Genomic DNA, 21,755 nt, shown 5'->3' on the forward strand with positions numbered 1-21,755 from the left:
GGGCGAACGACGGGAACCGGCAAGCGCCGGAACCGTACGGCCACCATGGTCGGCCCGGCGCACCCCCAGACGCCCGACCTACCCCTCGGCGACCGGCCGGTAGGTGCACACGTGCACCCCTGTGCCGCTGGTGACCGTGGAGACCAGCTCCAGCGGGCGCAGCGCGCCGTCGCCGGGGAAGATCGTCTTACCGCCGCCGAGGATCACCGGCATGATCATCAGCCGGAGCTCGTCGACCAGGCCCTCGCGCAGGAGGGTGCGCGCGAGCGTGGGACTCCCCATGACCAGCAGGTCGCCGCCCTCGGCCTCGTGCAGCTCACGGATGCGGGCGACGGCCTTGTCGCCGGGGATGCGCGTGGTGTTGTCCCACGCCAGCTCGGCCTCACCCAGCGTCTCGGACACGACGTACTTCGGGATGGCGTTCATCCGGTCGGCGAACGGGTCACCGGCTCGCTCGGGCCACGCCGCGGCCATCGACTGCCACGTGCGACGCCCGAACAACAGCGCCTCGGCCTTGGTCAGCGCGTCGTCGAAGGCACCGCCCACCACCTCCGGATCGAAGAACGGGTGCGACCAGCCACCGTGGACAAAGCCACCGTCGGTGTCCTCGTCAGGTCCGCCTGGCGCCTGCACGACGCCGTCCAAACTCATGAACTCACTGATCACGATGCGCACGGGACTCGCTCCTCTTCCTCTTCCTCACGGGTCAACTGCAAGAAAGACTCCGGCCCCGCTCCAAAGTCATCGCTCCCCGTGGATCCCGCATTCGCCGCCGGGAGAAGAGGGAGGTGCCGGCGAGTCTCGCGGCGACGCCGTCACAGGTGCCGCCGTGATGCCCACGAGGCTGCGACTGTGCCGTGAAGTCGGGAGACCCTTGGGACATCCTCTAGGTCTGCGCCATGTCCACGAAGCGTGAGTAGTGGCCCTGGAATGCCACAGTGATCGTTGCCGTCGGACCATTACGGTGCTTGGCCACCATCAGGTCCGCCTCGCCCGCCCGCGGTGACTCCTTCTCGTACGCATCCTCGCGGTGCAGCAGGATCACCATGTCGGCGTCCTGCTCGATGGAGCCGGATTCACGAAGGTCGGAGACCATCGGCTTCTTGTCCGTACGCTGCTCCGGACCACGGTTCAGCTGGGACAGCGCGATGACCGGGAGCTCCAGCTCCTTCGCCAGCAGCTTGAGGTTTCGGGACATGTCCGAGACCTCCTGCTGACGGCTCTCGGCACGCTTGGAGCCACCGGACTGCATCAGCTGCAGATAGTCGATGATCACCAGCTTGATGTCGTTCCGCTGTTTCAGCCGTCGGCACTTCGCCCGGATCTCCATCATCGACAGGTTCGGCGAATCGTCGATGTAGAGCGGCGCGGCCGAGACGTCCGGCATCCGGCGGGCCAGCCGCGTCCAGTCCTCGTCGGTCATCGTGCCGGAGCGCATGTGGTGCAGAGCCACCCGCGCCTCGGCGGACAACAGCCGCATCGCAATTTCGTTGCGGCCCATTTCGAGGGAGAAGATCACACTCGGGAGGTTGTTCTTGATCGACGCGGCCCGTGCGAAGTCCAGGGCCAGCGTGGACTTGCCCATGGCCGGACGTGCCGCGATGACGATCATCTGGCCCGGGTGCAGGCCGTTGGTCAGGGCGTCGAAGTCGGTGAAACCGGTCGGTACGCCGGTCATCTCGCCGGAGCGCGAACCGATCGCCTCGATCTCGTCGAGCGCGCCCTCCATGATGTCGCCCAGCGGCAGATAGTCCTCGCTGGTGCGCTGTTCCGTGACGGCGTAGATCTCGGCCTGCGCCGAGTTGACGATCTCGTCGACGTCACCATCGGCCGCGTATCCCATCTGCGTGATCTTCGTGCCCGCCTCGACAAGCCGTCGCAGGACCGCCCGCTCGTGGACGATCTCCGCGTAGTACGAGGCATTGGCCGCGGTCGGCACGGACTGGACGAGGGTGTGCAGATAGGGGGCGCCGCCCACCTTGGTGATCGCGCCGCGCTTGACCAGCTCGGCCGCGACCGTGATCGGGTCGGCGGGCTCGCCCTTGGCATAGAGGTCGAGGATCGCCTGGAAGACGGTCTCGTGGGCGGGGCGGTAGAAGTCGTGCCCCTTGATGATCTCCACGACGTCGGCGATGGCGTCCTTGGAGAGAAGCATGCCGCCGAGGACCGACTGCTCGGCGTCGAGGTCCTGAGGGGGCACGCGCTCGAATCCGGGTGAGCCGCCGTCCCAGCCGCCGCTCTCCCTTCCGCGGTCGTGCTGCTCGCCGCGGTCCCGGTCTTCGCCACGACGCTGGCGGGTTACGGGCAGACGGTCACTGGGACCGGTGTCGGCCCAGGGGTCGTCCAAAGGCTCGGGAATGCTCACCGTGCCACCTCCTCCCGTCCGCTCCGCGGACCTTCGCCGTGCCACTCTTTCTTACGGCACAGCACCGACAAACAAGACGCTCGACTCCGGTTCCGGCACGTCGAGTTCTGCGGGATTCCAGGGCTGAAACGGGGTGTGGGCGCCGGTCCACGGTAGGCCTCGCCGCACCGTCAGCCAATCTGGTTATCCACAGGGCATGTGGACGACGGACCAGATGCTGTGGAGAACTCCGCAGAACCTGTGCACGGAGCGGGGGACAGCACTGTGGACAAACTCATAGCGCTGCGTTGAACGCGGCCCTGACCTGGGCTTTCTCCATCCACGGCCTGTGGGGGAGAAAAACTTTCCGAGCCGACACATGATCACGGCAAACCGCACACAGGAGAACACTCAGCGCCAGTGAATGTAAGGACTGCTATGGCATTGCATCCGTTACCTGTGGAAGATTAGATTAGCCCTCATGTCCCAGGCCACCGCGACCTCACATTCCGGCCGTCGACGGCACGATCGCGAGATCGTCGCACTCGCCGTCCCCGCCTTCGGCGCGCTCGTCGCCGAGCCGCTCTTCGTCATGGTCGACAGCGCCATCGTCGGCCATCTCGGCACACCGCAACTAGCCGGCCTGGGCGTCGCCGCGGCTCTGCTGACCACCGCCGTGAGCATTTTCGTCTTCCTCGCCTACGCCACCACGGCAGCAGTCGCGCGACGCCTAGGTGCGGGCGATCTCGCCTCCGCAATACGGCAGGGCATGGACGGCATCTGGCTGGCGCTGCTCCTCGGCATCGCCGTCATCGCCGTGGCACTGCCCTCTGCCCCCTGGCTCGTCGATGTCTTTGGCGCCTCCGACACCGCCGCACCGTATGCCACCACCTATCTACGGATCTCCAGCCTCGGTATCCCCGCCATGCTCATAGTCATGGCCGCCACCGGCGTACTCCGCGGCCTGCAGGACACCAGGACCCCGCTGTATGTCGCCATCGGCGGATTCGCGGCCAACGGAGCCCTCAACGCAGGGCTTGTCTACGGCGCCGGTCTCGGTATCGCCGGATCGGCCTGGGGCACCGTGATCGCCCAGGTCGGCATGGCCGCGGCCTATCTGATCGTGGTGGTGCGCGGAGCACGCCGACACGGCGCATCGCTGCGCCCCGACGCGGCAGGGATCAGAGCCAGTGCCCAGGCCGGCGTCCCCCTGCTGGTTCGTACGCTGTCGCTCCGCGCCGTCCTGATGATCGCCACCGCCGTCGCCGCACGCCTGGGCGACACCGATATCGCCGCCCACCAGATCATCCTCTCCCTGTGGACCCTGATGGCCTTCGCTCTCGACGCCATTGCGATCGCCGGGCAGGCCATCATCGGCCGCTATCTGGGGGCGAATGACACCGAGGGCGCACGCGAGGCATGCCGCCGCATGGTGCAGTGGGGCATTGCCTCAGGTGTGGTGCTCGGAGCACTGATCGTGCTCGCGCGTCCCCTGTTCATCCCCTTGTTCACCGGCGACCAGGGCGTGCAGAGCACCCTGCTCCCCGCATTGCTGGTAGTGGCCGTGTGCCAGCCGATCGCCGGTGTGGTCTTCGTACTGGACGGCGTACTGATGGGCGCCGGAGATGGTCGGTACCTCGCCTGGGCCATGCTGATCACCCTGGCCGTCTTCGCTCCGGTCGCCCTGCTCGTGCCCATGCATGGCGGGGGCCTGACTGCTCTGTGGTGGGCGATGGCGCTGATGATGACGGTCCGCATGGTGACGCTCTGGCTGCGTACGCGCTCGGGCAGGTGGATCGTCACCGGAGCCACCCGCTGAGCAGTGGCCGTCGATCCTGTTTCACGTGAAACGACAAAGGGCCGCACCCCGTGGGGTGCGGCCCTTCAGCTGCTCTGGTGAGCTGTGCCCTTAGGCAGCAACGACCTCGATGCCGAGCTTCGCCGCAACCTCGGGGTGCAGACGCACGGACACCTGGTGCCCGCCGAGCGTCTTGATCGGCGAGCCGAGCTCGACGCGACGCTTGTCGACGTCCGGGCCACCGGCAGCCTTGATCGCCGAAGCGATGTCGGCCGGGGTGACGGAGCCGAAGAGACGGCCGGCGTCGCCGGAGCGAACGGCCAGACGAACCTTCACGGCCTCAAGCTTGGCCTTGATCTCGTTGGCCTGCTCGATCGTCGCGATCTCGTGGATCTTGCGGGCGCGGCGGATCTGCGCCACGTCCTTCTCGCCACCCTTGGTCCAGCGGATGGCAAAGCCACGCGGAACCAGGTAGTTACGGGCGTACCCGTCCTTGACGTCGACGACGTCGCCGGCAGCGCCGAGGCCAGAGACCTCGTGGGTGAGGATGATCTTCATTATTCGGTCACCCTTCCCTTATCGCGCGGTGGACGTGTAGGGCAGCAGCGCCATCTCACGGCTGTTCTTGACTGCCGTGGCGACGTCACGCTGGTGCTGCGTGCAGTTGCCGGTTACGCGGCGGGCACGGATCTTGCCGCGGTCGGAAATGAACTTCCGCAGCATGTTCGTGTCCTTGTAGTCCACGTACTGGGTCTTGTCCTTGCAGAAAGCGCAGACCTTCTTCTTAGGCTTGCGCACAGGCGGCTTCGCCATGGTGTTTCTCCTGTGTGATCAAGAAGTGGGGGTACGAGCTGCCCTAGAAGGGAGGCTCGTCCGAGTAGCCGCCGCCGGAACCGCCGGAGCTTCCGCCCCAACCGCCTCCGCCGCCCTGCTGACCCCCGCCTTGCTGGCCGCCGGCCGGCGCGCTGGTGGCCCACGGGTCGTCGGCGGGAGCACCGCCGCCGCCCTGCTGGCCGCCGCCACCGGGACCGCCGCCCCAGTTGCCGCCGCCCTGCTGGCCACCGCGACCGGTGGTCTTGGTGACCTTGGCCGTGGCGCTCTTGAGACTGGGGCCGACTTCCTCGACGTCCAGCTCATAGACCGTGCGCTTCACGCCTTCGCGGTCTTCGTACGACCGCTGCTTCAGCCGGCCCTGCACGACAACGCGCATGCCTCGCTGGAGCGACTCGGCGACGTTCTCCGCCGCCTGCCGCCAGACCGAGCAGGTGAGGAACAGGCCTTCGCCGTCCTTCCACTCATTGGTCTGCCGGTCGAAGATGCGGGGAGTGGACGCGACACGGAACTTCGCGACCGCCGCACCGGACGGGGTGAAGCGCAGCTCGGGGTCGTCGACGAGATTGCCGACGACCGTGATGACGGTCTCGCCTGCCATGGGTGAACCTCTCGGCGGGGATTGCTTCTGGCTGCTTGCTGCTACTCGAACCCGATGACCGCTGAGCTAGATGCTCAGTGGATCTCGGGACGGAGGACCTTGGTCCGGAGGACCGACTCGTTCAGGTTCATCTGGCGGTCGAGCTCCTTGACGACCGCAGGCTCGGCCTGCAGGTCGATGACCGAGTAGATGCCCTCGGGCTTCTTCTTGATCTCGTAAGCGAGACGACGACGGCCCCAGGTGTCGACCTTCTCAACCTTTCCGTTGCCCTCACGGACGACGGAGAGGAAGTTCTCGATCAGCGGGGAGACAGCGCGCTCCTCGAGATCGGGGTCGAGGATGACCATCACCTCGTAGTGACGCATGTGGAACCCACCTCCTTTGGACTCAGCGGCCACGGTCGTTCCGTGGCAGGAGGGTCGTGATGCGTAAGCAACAGTGTCTCCGAGTAAAACAGCCGCCACTGACAATGCCCTCTTCTGAGGAGGGCTGCCGTGCTGGCCTGGGCAGACACCGGTGCAGACCGTACAGAGTACCCGCACACCGGCTTCCGGTTGAAATCCGGTGCTCAGGAGACGCAATCTGTACACATCGGGTGTGAGCGGCGCCACGAGGCGCCCCTTTCGGCCAGGAGGTACTCCATGGCACAGACAACGCAAACCCGCCGCCCCGCCGTTTCCCTACTCGCCACGGACGGCAGGCCCCATCCGCTCCAGGACACTCTGGTGGCGGTAACCGTGGTCCTCGGTCTTATCGCCTTCGTGACGGCGATGTTCCACAGCCTGCATCTGATCAGCTCGTGGACCGGACTCATCGGGATCCTCACGGGTGCATACGGGCAGTACATCTCGGCGACCACGCGCGAGAGGTTCCCGCTGATCCTCGGTATAGGCGCGTCCGCCATCGGGTTCTACCTGGGTATGGCCCACGGGGGCCTCTTCGGCGGCCTGTAGCCACGCCTGTCCCGGACACCTCCGGACCGCCGGTCCCGGCGGTCCACCCGCATCCCGTCAGGGGGTCGTACAGGCCCCCGGGGGGCGGACAGCCGGGACCCACCTGGCCGACAAGGTCCGACAGGGCCAGCCGACGCGCTCCCCGGTCGCAGTAGGCTTCGGCGCGAGAGCCGGAGCCCCTGACCGATGGGGACACACCTGCCGAGGAGCGCCCCGCATGAGCCTGACCCTGAGGACCATCAGCCGAGAGCAGCATCTGGCGTACATCCAGAGTCTGCCGTCGGCCAGTCACTGCCAGGTCCCGGCGTGGGCTGATGTGAAGACCGAATGGCGCTCGGAGAACCTTGGCTGGTTCGACAAGAGCGGCGAGATCGTGGGCGCCGCCCTGGTGCTGTACCGCCAACTCCCGAAGATCAAGCGGTATCTCGCCTACCTCCCCGAGGGCCCGGTCATCAACTGGTATGCGCCGAATCTCAATGACTGGCTGCAGCCGATGCTCGCGCACCTCAAGCAACAGGGTGCCTTCTCGGTGAAGATGGGTCCGCCGGTCGTCATCCGCCGCTGGGACGCAGCCGCCATCAAGTCCGGTATTCAGGACCCCGACGTGAAGCGCCTGCGCGACGTCGAGGCCACGCACATCGAGCCGCGTGCCTTCGAAGTCGCGGACCGGCTGCGGAAGATGGGCTGGCAGCAAGGCGAGGACGGTGGCGCCGGCTTCGGCGACGTTCAGCCGCGCTACGTCTTCCAGGTGCCGCTGGCGAACCGCTCGCTCGAAGACGTCCTCAAGGGCTTCAACCAGCTGTGGCGGCGCAACATCAAGAAGGCCGAGAAGGCCGGCGTCGAAGTGGTCCAGGGCAGTTACGAGGACCTCGCCGAATGGCAGCGGCTGTACGAGATCACCGCCGTGCGCGACCACTTCAGGCCGCGTCCCCTCTCCTACTTCCAGCGCATGTGGACCGTCCTCAACTCCGAGGACCCCAACCGCATGCGGCTGTATTTCGCGCGCCACAACGGGGTGAACCTCTCCGCGGCGACGATGCTCGTCGTCGGTGGGCACGTCTGGTACTCCTACGGCGCATCCGACAACATCGGACGCGAGGTACGGCCCTCGAACGCCATGCAGTGGCGGATGCTGCGCGACTCCTACGCGATGGGCGCCACCGTCTACGACCTGCGCGGCATCAGCGACTCGCTCGACGAGACCGACCACCTCTTCGGCCTGATCCAGTTCAAGGTCGGCACCGGTGGCGAAGCCGTCGAGTACGTCGGTGAGTGGGACTTCCCGCTCAACAAGCTGCTGCACAAGGCGCTGGACATGTATATGTCGCGCCGCTGACGAAACCGGCTTCATTCGTTTCAATAAGCACGTCGGGTGCTTCAGGCACTCCATCAAGCTCTGCATACCTCTGATACACCGCAGCCACCAGAAAGGTTCCGGACCGGCCATGGCGCTCTCCCTCTACGTCGACACCGCGCGCTGGCGGGCGCACCAGAAATCCGTCCTCGACCAGTTCCCCGGGCTCGTCCCGGTCTGCAAGGGCAACGGATACGGCTTCGGTCACGAGCGACTCGCGGACGAGGCGATCCGCTTCGGCTCCGACACACTCGCCGTCGGCACCACCTACGAGGCAGCCCGCATAAAGGACTGGTTCAGCGGCGATCTGCTGGTCCTCACCCCGTTCCGGCGGGGTGAGGAGCCCGTGCCGCTGCCCGACCGCGTCATCCGGTCGGTCTCCTCCGTGGACGGCGTGCACGCGCTGGTGGGCGCCCGGGTCGTCATCGAGTGCATGAGCTCGATGAAGCGTCACGGCGTCAAGGAGGAGGAGCTGGGTCAGCTGCACGCCGCCATCGAGGACGTGCGTCTCGAAGGCTTCGCGCTGCACCTGCCGCTGGACCGCACCGACGGCTCGGACGCGGTCGAGGAGGTCATCGGCTGGATGGACCGCCTCCGCGCCGCCCGGCTGCCGCTGCACACCATGTTCGTCAGCCATCTGCGCGCCGAGGAACAGGCCCGGCTGCAGCAGCAGTTCCCGCAGACCCGCTTCCGCGCCCGGATCGGCACACGGCTGTGGCTCGGCGACCACGACGCGACGGAGTACCGGGGGGCCGTCCTCGACGTCACGCGCGTCGCCAAGGGCGACCGTTTCGGCTACCGCCAGCAGAAGGCCGCCTCCGACGGCTGGCTGGTGGTCGTCGCCGGCGGCACGTCGCACGGCGTGGGCCTGGAGGCCCCGAAGGCGCTGCACGGCGTGATGCCGCGCGCCAAGGGCGTCGCCCGCGCGGGCCTGGCCACCGTCAACCGGAATCTGTCGCCCTTCGTCTGGGCGGGCAAGCAGCGCTGGTTCGCCGAGCCGCCCCACATGCAGGTGTCGATCCTGTTCGTGCCCGCGGACGCACAGGAACCGAAGGTCGGCGACGAGCTGGTGGCCCATCTGCGCCACACGACCACCCAGTTCGACCGCCTCGTCGACCGCTGAGACACCGGGCCGGACGGCACGACGACCGGCCCCCACGACCGATGGGGCCAGGGCCTCGCCAAGGATTTCGCGCCCTTGACGAGGCCCTGTTCAGTCCGCGGCCGGTCCAGGTGGCCCTGTTCGGTCTGTGACCGGCCCGTGCGCCCCACCCCACTCCACCCGCGGCCCCTCGACTGCGGGTGCCGCGTGCCGCGGCGGATGCGCCGCCGCACGCCCGAGCACGAAGACGTCCTCGGCGCCGTCGAACACCCCGCCCGACGGATCGTCCGAACCGTCCCTGCGTACGACGTCCCGCTCCGGCATCAGAATGTCCCGTACGACGACGGCGCAGAGGTAGAGCGTGCCCAGCAGATGCAGGGCGATCGCCACCTGGTAGCCCTCCGTCGGCAGTCCCTGGTGCTTGTCGCCGCTCGTCGTGTACGCGAGGTACATCCAGATCCCGAGGAAGTACATGACCTCGCACGCCTGCCAGATCAGGAAGTCCCGCCACCGCGGCCTGGCCAGCGCGGCAAGGGGGATCAGCCACAGCACGTACTGCGGCGAGTAGACCTTGTTGGTGAGAATGAACGCCGCGACGACAAGAAGGACCAGCTGGGCGAAGCGGGGCCGGCGCGGGGCCATCAGCGTCAGCACCAGGATGCATGCGCAGAGGAAGAGCGTCAGCAGCGTCGATACGGTGTTCACCGTGCCGACCGGGATGGAAATGCCGGTGCGCTGCGAGATGATCAGCCAGAACGACCCGAAGTCGAGCGGCCGGTCGTGGCTGAACGTGTAGAACTTCTTCCACCCCTCGGGCGCGAACACCATCACCGGCAGGTTCACCACCAGCCATGATGCGGCCGCGCCGAGTGTCGCCACGAAGAACTCCCGCCATTTGCCTGCCCGCCAGCTGAGCACGAAGACTGCCCCCAGCAGGAATACGGGATAGAGCTTCGCGGCCGTGGCGAGGCCGATGAGGATACCGAACGCCAGCGTCCGCTGCCGGGACCACATGAGCATCGCCGCAGCTGTCAGCGCGACGGCCAGCAGGTCCCAGTTGATCGTCGCGGTGAGCGCAAAGGCGGGCGCGAGGGCGACCAGCAGTCCGTCCCACGGACGGCGCCGGTGGGTACGGGCGACACACACCGCCATGACCGAGGTGCAGATCAACAGCATGCCCGCGTTGACCATCCAGTACATCTGCTCGCGGTACTGGATGGCGCCACCGGGCGTCAGCCAGGCCGCGACCTGCATGAACGCCCCGGTCAGGACGGGGTACTCCAGGTACTGCATGTCGCCGCTCAGCCGGTCGAAGTACGGCACAAGACCGTCCGCGAAACCACGTCCGACGAAGAGGTGCGGAATGTCGGAGTAGCAGGCATGCGTGTACTGCGAGCTGGCGCCCCTGAACCACGCCCAGTTGTAACAGGGCGCTTTCTGCACCATGCCGAGCGCGAACATGCCGATCGCCACCAGGGCGACGACACGCACAGGCGTGAGGGGGCCGGAGCCGAGCCGCGCCCAGCGCCCCGACCGCCCGCCGATCAGCTCGCTGCCGGCCGCGGCGATCTCGTCCTGGTGCGTGGGCCGAACGACGGGCCGTTCCTGGTGCACGCTCGTGTCTTCTGCGCTTGGCATGCCGCACATCCTGCCGTACGGGGCTGTGGAAACGGCGAGGGCCGCCGCACCGAGTGGTGCGGCGGCCCTCGTGGCTTTCTTCCGGCTGCGCCTATGGGCCGGCCCTTCGGTCGCTATCCGGTCGGACCTCCGAAGAAACCGCCATTGCCGTTCCCGTTGCCGTTCCCGTTGCCCCCGCCACCTGACGAGGTCCCCGGAGACGTAGTCCCGTCCGTCGGAGTGGGAGATCCGCCTCCGCCGCTACCGGCTGAGTTACCGCCGTTGTTGCCTCCGTTGCTGTTCTGGCAGTTCCAGTCCCACGCCCCGCAGCTGCCGCTCGGGTCGGGCGTGGGGGAGGAGGGAGTCATCGAAGGAGTCGTGGACGGCCTACCGGAGGGGGTCTGCGACGGCACGATGCTCGGCGTCGGCGACGGGCTCTTCGCGCCGCCCCCGTAGACCGTGTCGCCCCACGGCTCCGGCTTCGGGAAGGTCAGGACGTCCGTCCCCTTCAGCGCGTCGGCCATGTAGTCGTGCCAGATCTGGGCCGGGAACGAGGCACCGTGGATCGTCTGCTCGCCACCCGTGCCGTACATCTTCTCGAACTTACGGTTCTTGTGCTTCTCGTTGTCGTCCAGCCGGTACATGCTGATGGCGGTCGACAGCTGCGGGGTGTACCCCACGAACCAGGCGGACTTGTTGTCGTCCGTCGTACCCGTCTTGCCCGCGACATCACGGCCGGGGAGCTGGGCAGGTGTGCCGGTCCCGTGCTCGACGACGTTCTTCAGGACGTCGGTGACATTGTCGGCTACGGCGTCGGGGAAGGCGCGCTTGCTGGCCTTCTTGTGCTGATAGATGATTTCGCCGCGGTACTTGGCCTGGCTGACGGAATAGGGGTCGTTCTGCATACCGCTGGTGGCAAAGGTTCCGTATGCCCCCGCCATGCGGATCGCGCTGGGCTGTGACGTACCGATGGAGAACGACGGAACTGTCGAATCGGCCATGGATTTGTCGTCGCGCAGGCCTGCGGCGACGGCGACGTCCTTCACCTTGTCGGTGCCGACGTCCATACCGAGCTGGACATACGGGGAGTTGGCAGAATGCTGCATGGCCTCGCGAAGGGTGATGTTCCCCCTCGACTCATGGCCGTCGTTGGTCTGCAGCCACTCCTTGCCGTTCTCGTCCATCCAGATCTCGCCGTTGTACTTCTTGATCTTCAGCTTGTCGTCGGCGTTGTAGATGCTCTTCGGGGAGACCTTCGTACGCTCCGACTCCCCCTGATCCGGCGGGCCGGCCGGATCGCGCTTGCCGTACTCCATCGCCGCAGCCAGCACGAACGGCTTGAAGGTAGAACCGACCTGCGCACCAGTGGTGTCGGCGTTGTTCGTGTAGTGCGTCGTCGCGTCCTGACCACCGTAGATCGCCCGGATGGCGCCGGTATGCGGATCCACCGACGCGCCACCGAACTGGACGTGCGTGTCCGTCCTGGGGCGCTGCTTTGGTTTGATCTTGTTGTCGTAGACCTTCTTGACCGCGTCCTTGAGCTTGTTGACCTTGTTCTGGTCGAAGGTGGTGTGGATCTCGTAGCCGCCCCGGGCAAGTTTTTCGGGTGTGACCTTCGGGTTGTTGTTGAGGAAGTTCGTCCTGGCGAGACTCACCAGATAACCGATCTGACCGCCCAGCTGCGCGTCCTTCGTCGGCGCCTTCGGCATGGGGAACTTCGTGTACTTGGCCCGCTCCTCCTTGGTCATCCGGCCGTCCTTCACCTCCTCGTCGAGAATCCAGCGCCAGCGTGTCTCCGCCCGGTCCTTGTTCTTCTCGGCAGTCGCCTGCACGCGGTCGATCTCGGGAGCACCGGCCGGGTCGTAATAGGTCGCGCCCTTGAGCAGGGTGGCCAGGAAGGCACACTGGCTCGGATTGAGCTTGCTGGCGTCCGTGCCGTAGTACGTACGAGCCGCGGCCTGAAGCCCCGATGCACCTCGCCCGTAGTACGAGATGTTCAGATAGCCGGCCATGATCTTCTGCTTGGACTCCGTCTTGCCGACCTTGAGCGTGATGAAGAGCTCTTCGAACTTCCGGCTCAGGGTCTGCTCCTGAGAGAGACGCGAGTTCTTCACATACTGCTGGGTGATCGTCGAGCCGCCCTGGGTCTCACCGCCCTTGGCCATGTTGTAGAAGGCCCGGGCGATACCCATGGGATCGATGCCCTGATCAGTCTCGAACGACTTGTTCTCCGCCGAGATGACAGCGTTCCGCATGGCCTCGGGGATCTGGGCATAGCTGATCTCCTGGCGGTTGGCGGCGCCGCCCGTGGCGATCATCTGGGTGTTGTTCGCCCAGTAATAGACGTTGTTCTGTGCACGCGCGGTGTCCTTCACCTTGGGCGTTGCGACCATCGCGTACGCGAGACCAGCGAGGCCCATGAGGAGACCGAGGAAGCCGATACACAGGCTGGAGACCAGCTTCCAGGACGGCACCCAGCGCCGCACTCCGTACTTGCCGGCGCGCGGGTAGTCGATGAAGCGCTTCTTCACGGGACGCTGATTCCCGCGCCCGCGGCCCCGGCCGGGGCCCTCGTACCCCTCGCCACCACCACCGCGGCGTCGGCCACCCCCGCCGCCATGACCCGCGCCACCACCTCCCTCGGCGGCACGCCGGCTTCCGCTTCCCCGCTGGGCGGCTCGTCTGGCCGCGGCACGCCCGCCGTACGGACTCTCGTCGCCGTACGAACCGGAAGGTGACTCATTAGTTACTCCGCGTGACGGGGCCGTGCGGCGCCCTGAGGACTGCTGGGCGGCTCGTCTGGCCGCGGCACGCCCGCCACCTTGCGGTTGCTGCATCTTGCGACGGTGCTCGCTCATCGAACGACTACTCCTCGGGCAGGCGAGAGCGCCTGGAAGCGGCAGTTGAGATCCGGTCCCCCCGAATTACGGACGGACCCTACGGCAGGCTCATCCGCAGTGCGTCCGGTCAGTCCGCGACGACTGACGCTCGGGGGCGTCGCGCGGTTCCCGGTGGTCTGCATGCCGCACAGACTACGCACGGTCAAAACCCACCTAGGGCCCAAGTTCACCCCAAATCACGCAAGTCGCTTCCTACGAATTGGTGATGTGACGCCGTTCACGATGACCCCCCTTGTCGCATCGCGGTGAGCGATCTATCGTCATGATGTATCGAGTCGATACATCAGCCCGGCATAGGGCTCCGCGAGAGCACCCGGAGAAGGAGGAGGCGAAGTTGAGCAGACGCTCGGGCATCCTCGAATTCGCCGTACTCGGCCTGCTCCGCGAATCCCCCATGCACGGGTACGAACTGCGCAAACGCCTCAACACCTCGTTGGGGATCTTCCGCGCCTTCAGCTACGGCACCCTCTACCCCTGCCTCAAGACGCTGGTAGCCAGCGGCTGGTTGATCGAGGAACCGGGAAACGGTCCGGCAGAGGTTCCGCCCGCCGTCGGACGTGCGGTCGCCCCTGCCTCTTCACTGGCAGGACGCCGCGCCAAGATCGTCTACCGGCTGACGGCAGAAGGTAAGGAGCACTTCGAGGAGCTGCTCTCGCACACCGGCCCCGACTCCTGGGAGGACGAGCACTTCGCAGCCCGCTTCGCCTTCTTCGGACAGACGGAGCACGAGGTGCGGATGCGCGTCCTGGAAGGCCGCCGCAGCCGGCTGGAGGAGCGCCTGGAGAAGATGCGCGCCTCTCTGGCACGCACCCGCGAACGACTCGACGACTACACGCTTGAGCTGCAGCGACACGGCATGGAATCCGTGGAGCGCGAAGTGCGCTGGCTGAACGAGCTCATCGAGAGCGAGCGGTCGGGACGGGATCAGCGACGATCCTCGCCCGAGGGCTCCGCTCAGCAGAACACAGCAGGGGAGACGGACGGCCTGCCCCGGCACCGGGGTCATACCCCGCCGGATCCGTCCGACGACACCGCCAAGTGAAGTCCCGGCACTTCCGCAGGGCCTTCATCGGAATCACCAAGAACACTCAACACAGGGAGCAACCGGAATGGGTTCGGTTCGCGTAGCCATCGTCGGCGTGGGCAACTGCGCCGCCTCGCTGGTGCAGGGCGTCGAGTACTACAAGGACGCCGATCCGGCCGGCAAGGTGCCCGGTCTGATGCACGTCCAGTTCGGCGAGTACCACGTGCGTGACGTCGAGTTCGTCGCCGCCTTCGATGTCGACGCGAAGAAGGTCGGCCTCGACCTCGCGGACGCCATCGGTGCCAGCGAGAACAACACCATCAAGATCGCCGACGTTCCGAACACCGGCGTGACCGTCCAGCGCGGCCACACCCACGACGGCCTGGGCAAGTACTACCGCCAGACCATCGAGGAGTCCACCGAGGCCCCGGTCGACGTCGTCCAGATCCTCAAGGACAAGCAGGTCGACGTCCTCGTCTGCTACCTGCCCGTCGGTTCCGAGGTCGCTGCGAAGTTCTACGCGCAGTGCGCCATCGACGCCAAGGTCGCGTTCGTCAACGCCCTCCCGGTCTTCATCGCCGGCACCAAGGAGTGGGCGGACAAGTTCACCGAGGCCGGTGTCCCGATCGTCGGCGACGACATCAAGTCCCAGGTCGGCGCCACCATCACGCACCGCGTGATGGCGAAGCTCTTCGAGGACCGGGGCGTCATCCTGGACCGCACGATGCAGCTGAACGTCGGCGGCAACATGGACTTCAAGAACATGCTCGAGCGTGAGCGCCTGGAGTCCAAGAAGATCTCCAAGACGCAGGCCGTCACCTCCCAGATCCGTGACCGCGAGCTCGGTGCGGACAACGTCCACATCGGTCCGTCGGACTACGTGGCCTGGCTGGACGACCGCAAGTGGGCGTACGTGCGCCTCGAGGGCCGTGCCTTCGGTGACGTTCCGCTGAACCTGGAGTACAAGCTCGAGGTCTGGGACTCCCCGAACTCCGCCGGTGTCATCATCGACGCCGTGCGCGCCGCGAAGATCGCCAAGGACCGTGGCATCGGTGGCCCGATCCTCTCCGCGTCCTCCTACTTCATGAAGTCCCCGCCGGTCCAGTACTTCGACGACGAGGCCCGCGAGAACGTCGAGAAGTTCATCAACGGCGACGTCGAGCGCTGACACGACCGGCAACGGTGTGTGACCGCGGCAGGGCGATGAACGGCAACGCTTCTCCCCTTCCGCCTCGTTGAGGGTCCCCGGGCAATCCGCCCGGGGACCCTCAACGTATGTGACCCTTGCCCATATGCCCGTCGTACGTGATCTGCGCGTACTCCTGCGCCTTCGGAACTTCCGTCGTCTGCTGGCCGTACGGCTCCTCTCCCAGTGCGCCGACGGCGTCTATCAGGTCGCCCTCGCCACGCACGTCGTCTTCTCCCCGGAGAAGCAGACATCAGCGGCGGCCATCGCCTCCGCGATGGCTGTGCTGCTGCTGCCGTACTCGCTCATCGGCCCTTTCGCCGGTGTCCTGCTGGACCGCTGGCCGCGCCGCCAGGTCTTCCTGTATGGCAATCTGCTGCGCGCAGCCCTCGCCTGCTGCACTGCCCTGCTGATCCTCGGCACCGCACCCGACTGGCTCTTCTACGCCTCCGCGCTGTGCGTCACTGCGGTGAACCGCTTCGTGCTGGCGGGACTCTCGGCCGCGCTGCCACGGGTCGTCGACAGGGACCGGCTGGTCATGGCCAACTCGCTCTCACCGACAGCGGGCACGCTCGCCGCCACGGCGGGCGGCGGCCTCGCCTTCGCCGTACGCCTCGTAGCTGCGGACTCGGATGCCGCAGTGGTGCTGCTGGGCGCCGGGCTCTACCTCGCCTCGGCACTGGCCTCTCTGCGCCTCGCCACCCAACTCCTCGGACCGGATAGGAACGGCAGTCCTCTCCGGCTGAGGGATGCGCTGGCCACCACCGCGCACGGGCTTGTCGACGGGCTGCGCCATCTGGCGAAACGGACTGACGCGGCACGGGCACTGGCCGCCATGACAGTGATCCGGTTCTGCTACGGGGCTCTGACCGTGATGGTGCTGATGCTGTGCCGGTACGCCTGGTCCAACAGCGAATCCGGCGGTCTGGCCCTGCTCGGACTGGCCGTGGGCGCCTCGGGGGCGGGATTCTTCGCAGCGGCCGTGCTGACGCCCTGGGCGGTTGGACGGCTCGGCCGGTTCCGATGGATAGCGACGTGCGCCGCCGCGGCTGCCGTCCTCGAACCCGCGCTCGGACTGTGGTTCGCCCCCCGACCGATGCTGGTCGCGGCGTTCGTCCTCGGAGCCGTCACTCAGGGAGCGAAGATCGCGACGGACACGGTGGTGCAGACCGCGGTGGACGACTCATTCCGCGGTCGCGTCTTCTCCCTGTACGACGTGCTGTTCAACGTGTCCTTTGTGGGCGCTGCCGCAGTAGCCGCTGCGGCTCTGCCTCCTGACGGGAAGTCGGTCACAGTGGTGATCGGGCTTGCGCTGCTCTACGGGATCGTCGCCGTGACGATGTTCCGGTGGAGCCGTGTCAGTGAAGTGCTATAGCGTGCGCGCGCCAAAAGAGAAGCGGGCGCACGATCCACGGGGGTATCCGCATGTCCTATCCGCCTCAGCAAGGCCCTGGACCATATGGGCAACAGCCTCAACAGCCGTACCAACCCCAACAGCCCGCGTACGGCTATCCGCAACAGCAGCCGTATCCGCCGCATCAGGGTCAGCAGCCGTACGGCGGCTACCCCGGTGGACCCCCGGCCCAGGGCACGCCCCCACAAGGTCCGCCGCCTCAGAACATGTCCGGCGGCAAGAAGACTTTCCTGGCGGTGCGCAACATCGTCATCATCGTGGTGGCGCTCGGCGCCCTCGCGGGTCTGAAGTTCGGCTGGGACAAGATATTCGAGTCGGACGCCAAGGCCGCCTCGGTCGGAGACTGCCTGCAGAACAAGGGCTCCAACATCAGCCCGGACATGGCGTCGGCCGACTGCAGCTCGTCGGCAGCTGAGTACAAGGTGGCCGAGGTGCACGACGGCACCACGGAGACGGACCTGTGCGACGCCAAGAAGTACGTCGCCTACACCGAGACCTCCGGCAGCCGTAAGAGCCGGACCAGCGTGGTCCTCTGTCTGACGCCGATGAAGTCGACGGGCTGACCTTCTTCCGCGACAGATACCGACAGTCGCACCGAGGGGCGTTGTTTCACGTGAAACAACGCCCCTCTGCACATCCGCTCGCGGTCATGTTTCACGTGAAACATGACCGCGGTTCCACCCTCAGCTCTGCTCGGCCCACCACTTCTTGAGCTCCGCGACGGCCACGTCATGCCCCATCGGGCCGTTCTCCAGTCGCATTTCCAGCAGGAACGCGTATGCCTTGCCGATCACCGGCCCAGGACCGATGCCCAGCGTCTTCATGATCTCGTTGCCGTCCAGGTCGGGCCGGATGGCGTCCAGCTCCTCCTGTTCCTTCAACTGTGCGATGCGCTCCTCAAGCGCGTCATAGGTGCGTGACAGCGCGCCGGCCTTGCGCTTGTTCCGCGTCGTGCAGTCCGAGCGCGTCAGCTTGTGCAGCCGCTCCAGCAACGGGCCCGCATCCCGCACATACCGGCGGACGGCGGAGTCAGTCCACTCGCCGTCGCCATAGCCGTGGAAGCGCAGATGCAGCTCCACCAGCTTCGAGACGTCCTTGACCGTGTCATTGGAGTACTTGAGTTCCGTCATGCGCTTCTTGACCATCTTGGCGCCCACCACCTCGTGGTGATGGAACGAGACGCGTCCGTCCTTCTCGAAGCGCCGGGTCCGCGGCTTACCGATGTCATGGAGCAGCGCGGCAAGCCGCAGAGTCAGGTCGGGACCGTCCTCCTCCAGGTCGATCGCCTGCTCCAGCACGGTCAGCGAGTGCTCGTAGACGTCCTTGTGACGGTGATGCTCGTCACTTTCCAGCCGTAGCGCGGGCAGCTCCGGCAGCACCTGCTGCGCCAGTCCTGTACCGACCAGAAGCGCCAGTCCCTTGCGGGCGTGCGCGGAGAGCAGCAGCTTGTTGAGTTCCTCACGGACCCGCTCGGCGGAGACGATCTCGATACGTCCAGCCATCTCCGTCATCGCAGTGATGACATCAGAAGCAACCTCGAAGTCCAGCTGCGCGGCGAAGCGCGCGGCACGCAGCATGCGCAGGGGGTCGTCGGAGAAGGACTCCTCGGGTGTCCCGGGGGTGCGCAGCACCCGCTCGGCCAGGTCCTCCAGACCACCGTGCGGGTCGATGAATTCCTTCTGCGGCAGCGCGACGGCCATGGCATTGACCGTGAAGTCGCGGCGTACGAGGTCCTCCTCGATGGAGTCGCCGTAGGAGACCTCGGGCTTGCGCGAAGTCCTGTCGTACGCCTCCGACCGGTACGTGGTGACTTCGATCTGGTAGCCGTTCTTCTGGCAGCCCACTGTGCCGAAGGCGATACCGACCTCCCACACCGAGTCGGCCCATGGACGCACGATCTTCAGTACGTCCTCGGGCCGGGCGTCGGTAGTGAAGTCCAGGTCGTTCCCGAGCCTGCCGAGAAGCGCGTCCCGGACCGAGCCACCGACCAGGGCCAGACTGAATCCGGCATCCTGGAATCGGCGGGCAAGGTCGTCGGCGACCGGGGAGACCCGCAGCAGTTCACTGACTGCGCGATGCTGCACCTGGGTCAGGGCACTGGAATTCTCTTCATTGGCGTTCGGCACAACAGAAAAGGGTACGTGCCCGGACCGGTCGGGGCGTCATCGTTTCTCCTCGCCCTGCAAGACTCTCCCGATCATGTAGCGCACACCCCAGCACTTAGCCCCCGCGCACATCGTTACCATGCGGGGACGCAGCAACCGACAACCATCGACAACAGCTGACGACGACGAGGGACGGGTAGGCGCGTGGCCGAGGCGGCAGACATCCAGGGGATCAGTCCTTCTCCTGCCCGCCGGTGGCTGCGGCGCACGGCATCCTTGGTCGTCGCAGCGCCGCTCGTGGCAGCGCTGCTGGCCGGCACGGCCGCGCCCACGGCGCAGGCCGACGTGGCGAGCAAGGCTCCCACCGGCTCCAGCACCGTCGATGTGTCCCTGGACACCCTGGCTCCCAGCGCACCGGTCAAGGGGGACACGCTCACCGTCTCCGGCACGCTGACCAACAGGAGCAAGGAATCGGTCACCGACGCCCGGGTCGATCTGCGCGTCGGACCGAGGCTCTTCGGCAGGACATCCATCGACGCTGCCGCGGAGCGCACCGGGTACGTGCCCGGCAGCGATCCCGCAGCGATCGGCGGTAAGTACACGGTGGAATTCGCGAAGCTCCCTTCGGGCATCAGCCAGGACTTCACGCTGTCCGTGCCCGTCGACAAGCTGGAACTCGACGACGCAGGTGTCTACCAATTCGGTGTCTCCCTGTCCGGGCGGACCGCCCGCGCCCCGTACGAGCAGGTACTCGGAATCCAGCGCACCTTCCTTCCCTGGCAGGCGGAGGAGAGCGATTCCAGGACCCATGTCACCTATCTCTGGCCGCTGATCGCATCCGCCCATGTCACTGCCGAGACCGGCTCGGACGAGCAGCAGACACCGGTCTTCGCCGATGACGACCTTGCGGCCGAGATCGCTCCGGGCGGTCGCCTCGACCAGATGGTCTCGCTGGGCAGCCAGCTGCCCGTCACCTGGGTGATCGACCCGGATCTGCTGGCCGGCGTCGATGCGATGGCGAGGAATTACCGCATCAAGGTCGGCGACACCACCGTGCCCGGTAAGAACCAGGCCGTTGCCAAGCGGTGGCTCAGCTCACTGGAGAAGGCGGTGGCGGACGGCAAGGTCGTGGCGCTGCCTTTCGCCGATCCGGATCTTGCGTCCATCGCGCACCGCGGCAAGAACGTCTCGGGGACCCTCAGCCACCTGCAGACCGCCACCGAGGTGGCCGGCACGACGGTGGAGACGATCCTGCACGTGAAGCCGTCCACCGACTTCGCATGGCCGGTCGACGGGGCGATCGATCCTTCGATCGTCGATGTCGCCACGTCGGCCGGTGCCCACAACGTGATCGCCCGCAGCGACAGCCTCCAGGAAACAGGGAGACTGCCGTACACACCGACCGCGGCCCGGCCGATCGGTGGCGGTACCAACGCCGTCGTGGCCGACTCCCGGCTCTCCAAGGCCTTCGAGGGAGACATGTCGCATGCGGAGGATTCCACTCTCGCCGTTCAGAAGTTCCTCGCCACAACCCTCGCGCTGACCGAGCAGGACACGGACACCGAGCGCAGCATCGTCGTCGCACCGCAACGGATGCCGACCGCCGCTCAGGCGCAGTCGATGGCACAAGCCCTGCACGCCCTCGACGACCAACGGTGGACACAGCCTCTCGACCTCGTGGGCGCGGCCGAGGCCGAGCCCGATGCCCAGGCGACGACGAGGGTCCCCGGGACCTCCCAGTACCCGAAGAGGCTCCGCAGCCAGGAGCTGCCCACCCAAGCCTTCCAGGACATCAAGTCCACGCAGGTCTCGCTGGGCAGCTTCCAGGTCATCCTCACTCAGCAGGAACGGGTGGTGACCCCCTTCGGCAACGCGATCAACCGGGCCATGTCGACGTCGTGGCGCGGCAGGCCGCTGGAGGCACAGCAGTACCGGGACTCGGTACGCACATATCTGCAGGGCCTCATCAACGAGGTGCAGCTCATTTCGAAGTCGGACGTCACGTTGTCCGGCCGCAGCGCCACGATCCCGGTGACCGTGCAGAACAGGCTCCTGCAGGGTGTCGATCATCTGAAGCTCCGGCTGAAGTCGGAGAATCCGACGCGGCTCAGGCTGAACGACGGCGGCGCGGTGGCCGAGCAGCCGATCCGAATCGCCGGTGGCCACAGCCAGTCCGTGAAGTTCGACGCAGCTGCGAACGCCAACGGCCAGGTACAGGTTGTGGCGCAGCTGTACACCGAGGACGACATTCCGTACGGCGAAGAGATGACCTTCACGGTAAAGGTCTCCGAGGTCACACCGACCGTGTTGCTGGTGATCGCCGGCGGGCTGCTGCTGCTGGTCCTCGCAGGCATCAGGATGTACACCCATCGCAAGCGCGCCAACGCAAGCGACCCGGCCGGAGATGACGGCGGTGAACCCGAGCAGCCGAGTGACCCGACGCCGGACACCGGTCCGGAAAGCGGGGAGCCGTCAGGCACGGGTGAGAAAGTAGACCGTTGAGCGATGTCTGTCGTGGCCGGTCGG

At 66.6% G+C, this 21,755-nt stretch carries 19 protein-coding genes; 9 read left to right on the forward strand and 10 right to left on the reverse strand.

The window, feature by feature from the left end; translation table 11 throughout:
* Positions 1-78: 78 nt before the first annotated feature.
* Both OG972_RS20965 and dnaB read right to left on the reverse strand, forming a co-directional pair.
* Positions 79-675, reverse strand: a complete 597-nt coding sequence (locus OG972_RS20965; RefSeq protein ID WP_266983682.1) for a dihydrofolate reductase family protein — start codon at positions 673-675, stop codon at positions 79-81.
* Between the two features lie 211 nt (positions 676-886).
* Entirely contained in the window at positions 887-2,347 is a 1,461-nt protein-coding gene (dnaB, locus tag OG972_RS20970) for a replicative DNA helicase (RefSeq protein ID WP_266990620.1), read from the reverse strand.
* A 478-nt stretch (positions 2,348-2,825) separates the two neighbouring features.
* Here dnaB and OG972_RS20975 point away from each other — a divergent pair, with 478 nt between their 5' ends.
* Entirely contained in the window at positions 2,826-4,163 is a 1,338-nt protein-coding gene (locus tag OG972_RS20975; RefSeq protein WP_266983683.1) for an MATE family efflux transporter, read from the forward strand.
* Positions 4,164-4,253: 90 nt separating this feature from the next.
* Here OG972_RS20975 and rplI read toward each other — a convergent pair whose 3' ends face one another.
* The 4 genes from rplI to rpsF all read right to left on the reverse strand — a co-directional run bounded on the left by rplI (position 4,254) and on the right by rpsF (position 5,939).
* On the reverse strand, positions 4,254-4,700 hold the full coding sequence (gene rplI / locus OG972_RS20980) for a 50S ribosomal protein L9 (RefSeq protein WP_266983684.1): 447 nt from the start codon (positions 4,698-4,700) through the stop codon (positions 4,254-4,256).
* 18 nt (positions 4,701-4,718) lie between these two features.
* Complete coding sequence (gene rpsR, locus OG972_RS20985) at positions 4,719-4,955, reverse strand: 30S ribosomal protein S18 (RefSeq protein ID WP_003967857.1); 237 nt, start codon at positions 4,953-4,955, stop codon at positions 4,719-4,721.
* A 43-nt stretch (positions 4,956-4,998) separates the two neighbouring features.
* Positions 4,999-5,574, reverse strand: coding sequence for a single-stranded DNA-binding protein (locus OG972_RS20990; protein WP_266983686.1), 576 nt, complete (start codon positions 5,572-5,574; stop codon positions 4,999-5,001).
* 74 nt (positions 5,575-5,648) lie between these two features.
* Entirely contained in the window at positions 5,649-5,939 is a 291-nt protein-coding gene (rpsF, locus tag OG972_RS20995) for a 30S ribosomal protein S6 (protein WP_015609864.1), read from the reverse strand.
* 276 nt (positions 5,940-6,215) lie between these two features.
* Between rpsF and OG972_RS21000 the strand changes: the two genes are divergently transcribed.
* From OG972_RS21000 to OG972_RS21010, 3 genes are all read left to right on the forward strand, one after another.
* Positions 6,216-6,527, forward strand: coding sequence for a hypothetical protein (locus OG972_RS21000; RefSeq protein WP_266983688.1), 312 nt, complete (start codon positions 6,216-6,218; stop codon positions 6,525-6,527).
* Between the two features lie 217 nt (positions 6,528-6,744).
* Positions 6,745-7,863 (forward strand): peptidoglycan bridge formation glycyltransferase FemA/FemB family protein, encoded by a 1,119-nt coding sequence (locus OG972_RS21005; protein ID WP_266983690.1) that lies wholly within the window; start codon positions 6,745-6,747, stop codon positions 7,861-7,863.
* A gap of 109 nt (positions 7,864-7,972) precedes the next feature.
* Positions 7,973-9,004: an alanine racemase gene (locus OG972_RS21010; protein WP_037702122.1), complete on the forward strand. Its 1,032-nt coding sequence runs from the start codon at positions 7,973-7,975 to the stop codon at positions 9,002-9,004.
* Between the two features lie 90 nt (positions 9,005-9,094).
* Here OG972_RS21010 and OG972_RS21015 read toward each other — a convergent pair whose 3' ends face one another.
* The 3 genes from OG972_RS21015 to OG972_RS21025 form a co-directional block, all read right to left on the reverse strand.
* Positions 9,095-10,621, reverse strand: coding sequence for a glycosyltransferase family 87 protein (locus OG972_RS21015; RefSeq protein WP_266983694.1), 1,527 nt, complete (start codon positions 10,619-10,621; stop codon positions 9,095-9,097).
* Positions 10,622-10,734: 113 nt separating this feature from the next.
* Positions 10,735-13,020, reverse strand: coding sequence for a transglycosylase domain-containing protein (locus OG972_RS21020; RefSeq protein WP_266990622.1), 2,286 nt, complete (start codon positions 13,018-13,020; stop codon positions 10,735-10,737).
* A 107-nt stretch (positions 13,021-13,127) separates the two neighbouring features.
* Complete coding sequence (locus OG972_RS21025) at positions 13,128-13,250, reverse strand: hypothetical protein (RefSeq protein WP_266983696.1); 123 nt, start codon at positions 13,248-13,250, stop codon at positions 13,128-13,130.
* A gap of 584 nt (positions 13,251-13,834) precedes the next feature.
* On the opposite strand from OG972_RS21025, the gene OG972_RS21030 reads away from it, so the two are divergent.
* The 4 genes from OG972_RS21030 to OG972_RS21045 all read left to right on the forward strand — a co-directional run bounded on the left by OG972_RS21030 (position 13,835) and on the right by OG972_RS21045 (position 17,687).
* Positions 13,835-14,542, forward strand: a complete 708-nt coding sequence (locus tag OG972_RS21030; protein WP_266983698.1) for a PadR family transcriptional regulator — start codon at positions 13,835-13,837, stop codon at positions 14,540-14,542.
* 67 nt (positions 14,543-14,609) lie between these two features.
* On the forward strand, positions 14,610-15,692 hold the full coding sequence (locus OG972_RS21035; protein WP_266983700.1) for an inositol-3-phosphate synthase: 1,083 nt from the start codon (positions 14,610-14,612) through the stop codon (positions 15,690-15,692).
* A gap of 124 nt (positions 15,693-15,816) precedes the next feature.
* Positions 15,817-17,085 carry an MFS transporter gene (locus OG972_RS21040; RefSeq protein ID WP_266983702.1) on the forward strand — a complete coding sequence of 423 codons (1,269 nt, stop codon included), beginning with the start codon at positions 15,817-15,819 and terminating at the stop codon, positions 17,083-17,085.
* 245 nt (positions 17,086-17,330) lie between these two features.
* On the forward strand, positions 17,331-17,687 hold the full coding sequence (locus tag OG972_RS21045; protein ID WP_266983704.1) for a hypothetical protein: 357 nt from the start codon (positions 17,331-17,333) through the stop codon (positions 17,685-17,687).
* Positions 17,688-17,807: 120 nt separating this feature from the next.
* Here OG972_RS21045 and OG972_RS21050 read toward each other — a convergent pair whose 3' ends face one another.
* Entirely contained in the window at positions 17,808-19,250 is a 1,443-nt protein-coding gene (locus OG972_RS21050; RefSeq protein WP_266983706.1) for a CCA tRNA nucleotidyltransferase, read from the reverse strand.
* A 183-nt stretch (positions 19,251-19,433) separates the two neighbouring features.
* Between OG972_RS21050 and OG972_RS21055 the strand changes: the two genes are divergently transcribed.
* Positions 19,434-21,731: a DUF6049 family protein gene (locus OG972_RS21055; protein ID WP_266983708.1), complete on the forward strand. Its 2,298-nt coding sequence runs from the start codon at positions 19,434-19,436 to the stop codon at positions 21,729-21,731.
* Positions 21,732-21,755: the final 24 nt, after the last annotated feature.

Source organism: Streptomyces sp. NBC_01669, assembly GCF_026339735.1.
GTDB classification, from domain to species: domain Bacteria; phylum Actinomycetota; class Actinomycetes; order Streptomycetales; family Streptomycetaceae; genus Streptomyces; species Streptomyces yanii.

Coding starts and splice junctions, on each gene's coding strand:
- rpsF (WP_015609864.1), bottom strand. CDS start 5,939: ATGCGTCACTACGAGGTGATGGTCATCCTCGACCCCGATCTCGAGGAG.
- OG972_RS21035 (WP_266983700.1), top strand. CDS start 14,610: ATGGGTTCGGTTCGCGTAGCCATCGTCGGCGTGGGCAACTGCGCCGCC.
- OG972_RS21020 (WP_266990622.1), bottom strand. CDS start 13,020: ATGGGCCTCGCTGGTCTCGCGTACGCGATGGTCGCAACGCCCAAGGTG.
- rplI (WP_266983684.1), bottom strand. CDS start 4,700: ATGAAGATCATCCTCACCCACGAGGTCTCTGGCCTCGGCGCTGCCGGC.
- OG972_RS21045 (WP_266983704.1), top strand. CDS start 17,331: ATGTCCGGCGGCAAGAAGACTTTCCTGGCGGTGCGCAACATCGTCATC.
- OG972_RS21015 (WP_266983694.1), bottom strand. CDS start 10,621: ATGCCAAGCGCAGAAGACACGAGCGTGCACCAGGAACGGCCCGTCGTT.
- OG972_RS20990 (WP_266983686.1), bottom strand. CDS start 5,574: ATGGCAGGCGAGACCGTCATCACGGTCGTCGGCAATCTCGTCGACGAC.
- OG972_RS21000 (WP_266983688.1), top strand. CDS start 6,216: ATGGCACAGACAACGCAAACCCGCCGCCCCGCCGTTTCCCTACTCGCC.
- OG972_RS21005 (WP_266983690.1), top strand. CDS start 6,745: ATGAGCCTGACCCTGAGGACCATCAGCCGAGAGCAGCATCTGGCGTAC.
- OG972_RS20975 (WP_266983683.1), top strand. CDS start 2,826: ATGTCCCAGGCCACCGCGACCTCACATTCCGGCCGTCGACGGCACGAT.
- rpsR (WP_003967857.1), bottom strand. CDS start 4,955: ATGGCGAAGCCGCCTGTGCGCAAGCCTAAGAAGAAGGTCTGCGCTTTC.
- OG972_RS21010 (WP_037702122.1), top strand. CDS start 7,973: ATGGCGCTCTCCCTCTACGTCGACACCGCGCGCTGGCGGGCGCACCAG.
- OG972_RS21040 (WP_266983702.1), top strand. CDS start 15,817: ATGCCCGTCGTACGTGATCTGCGCGTACTCCTGCGCCTTCGGAACTTC.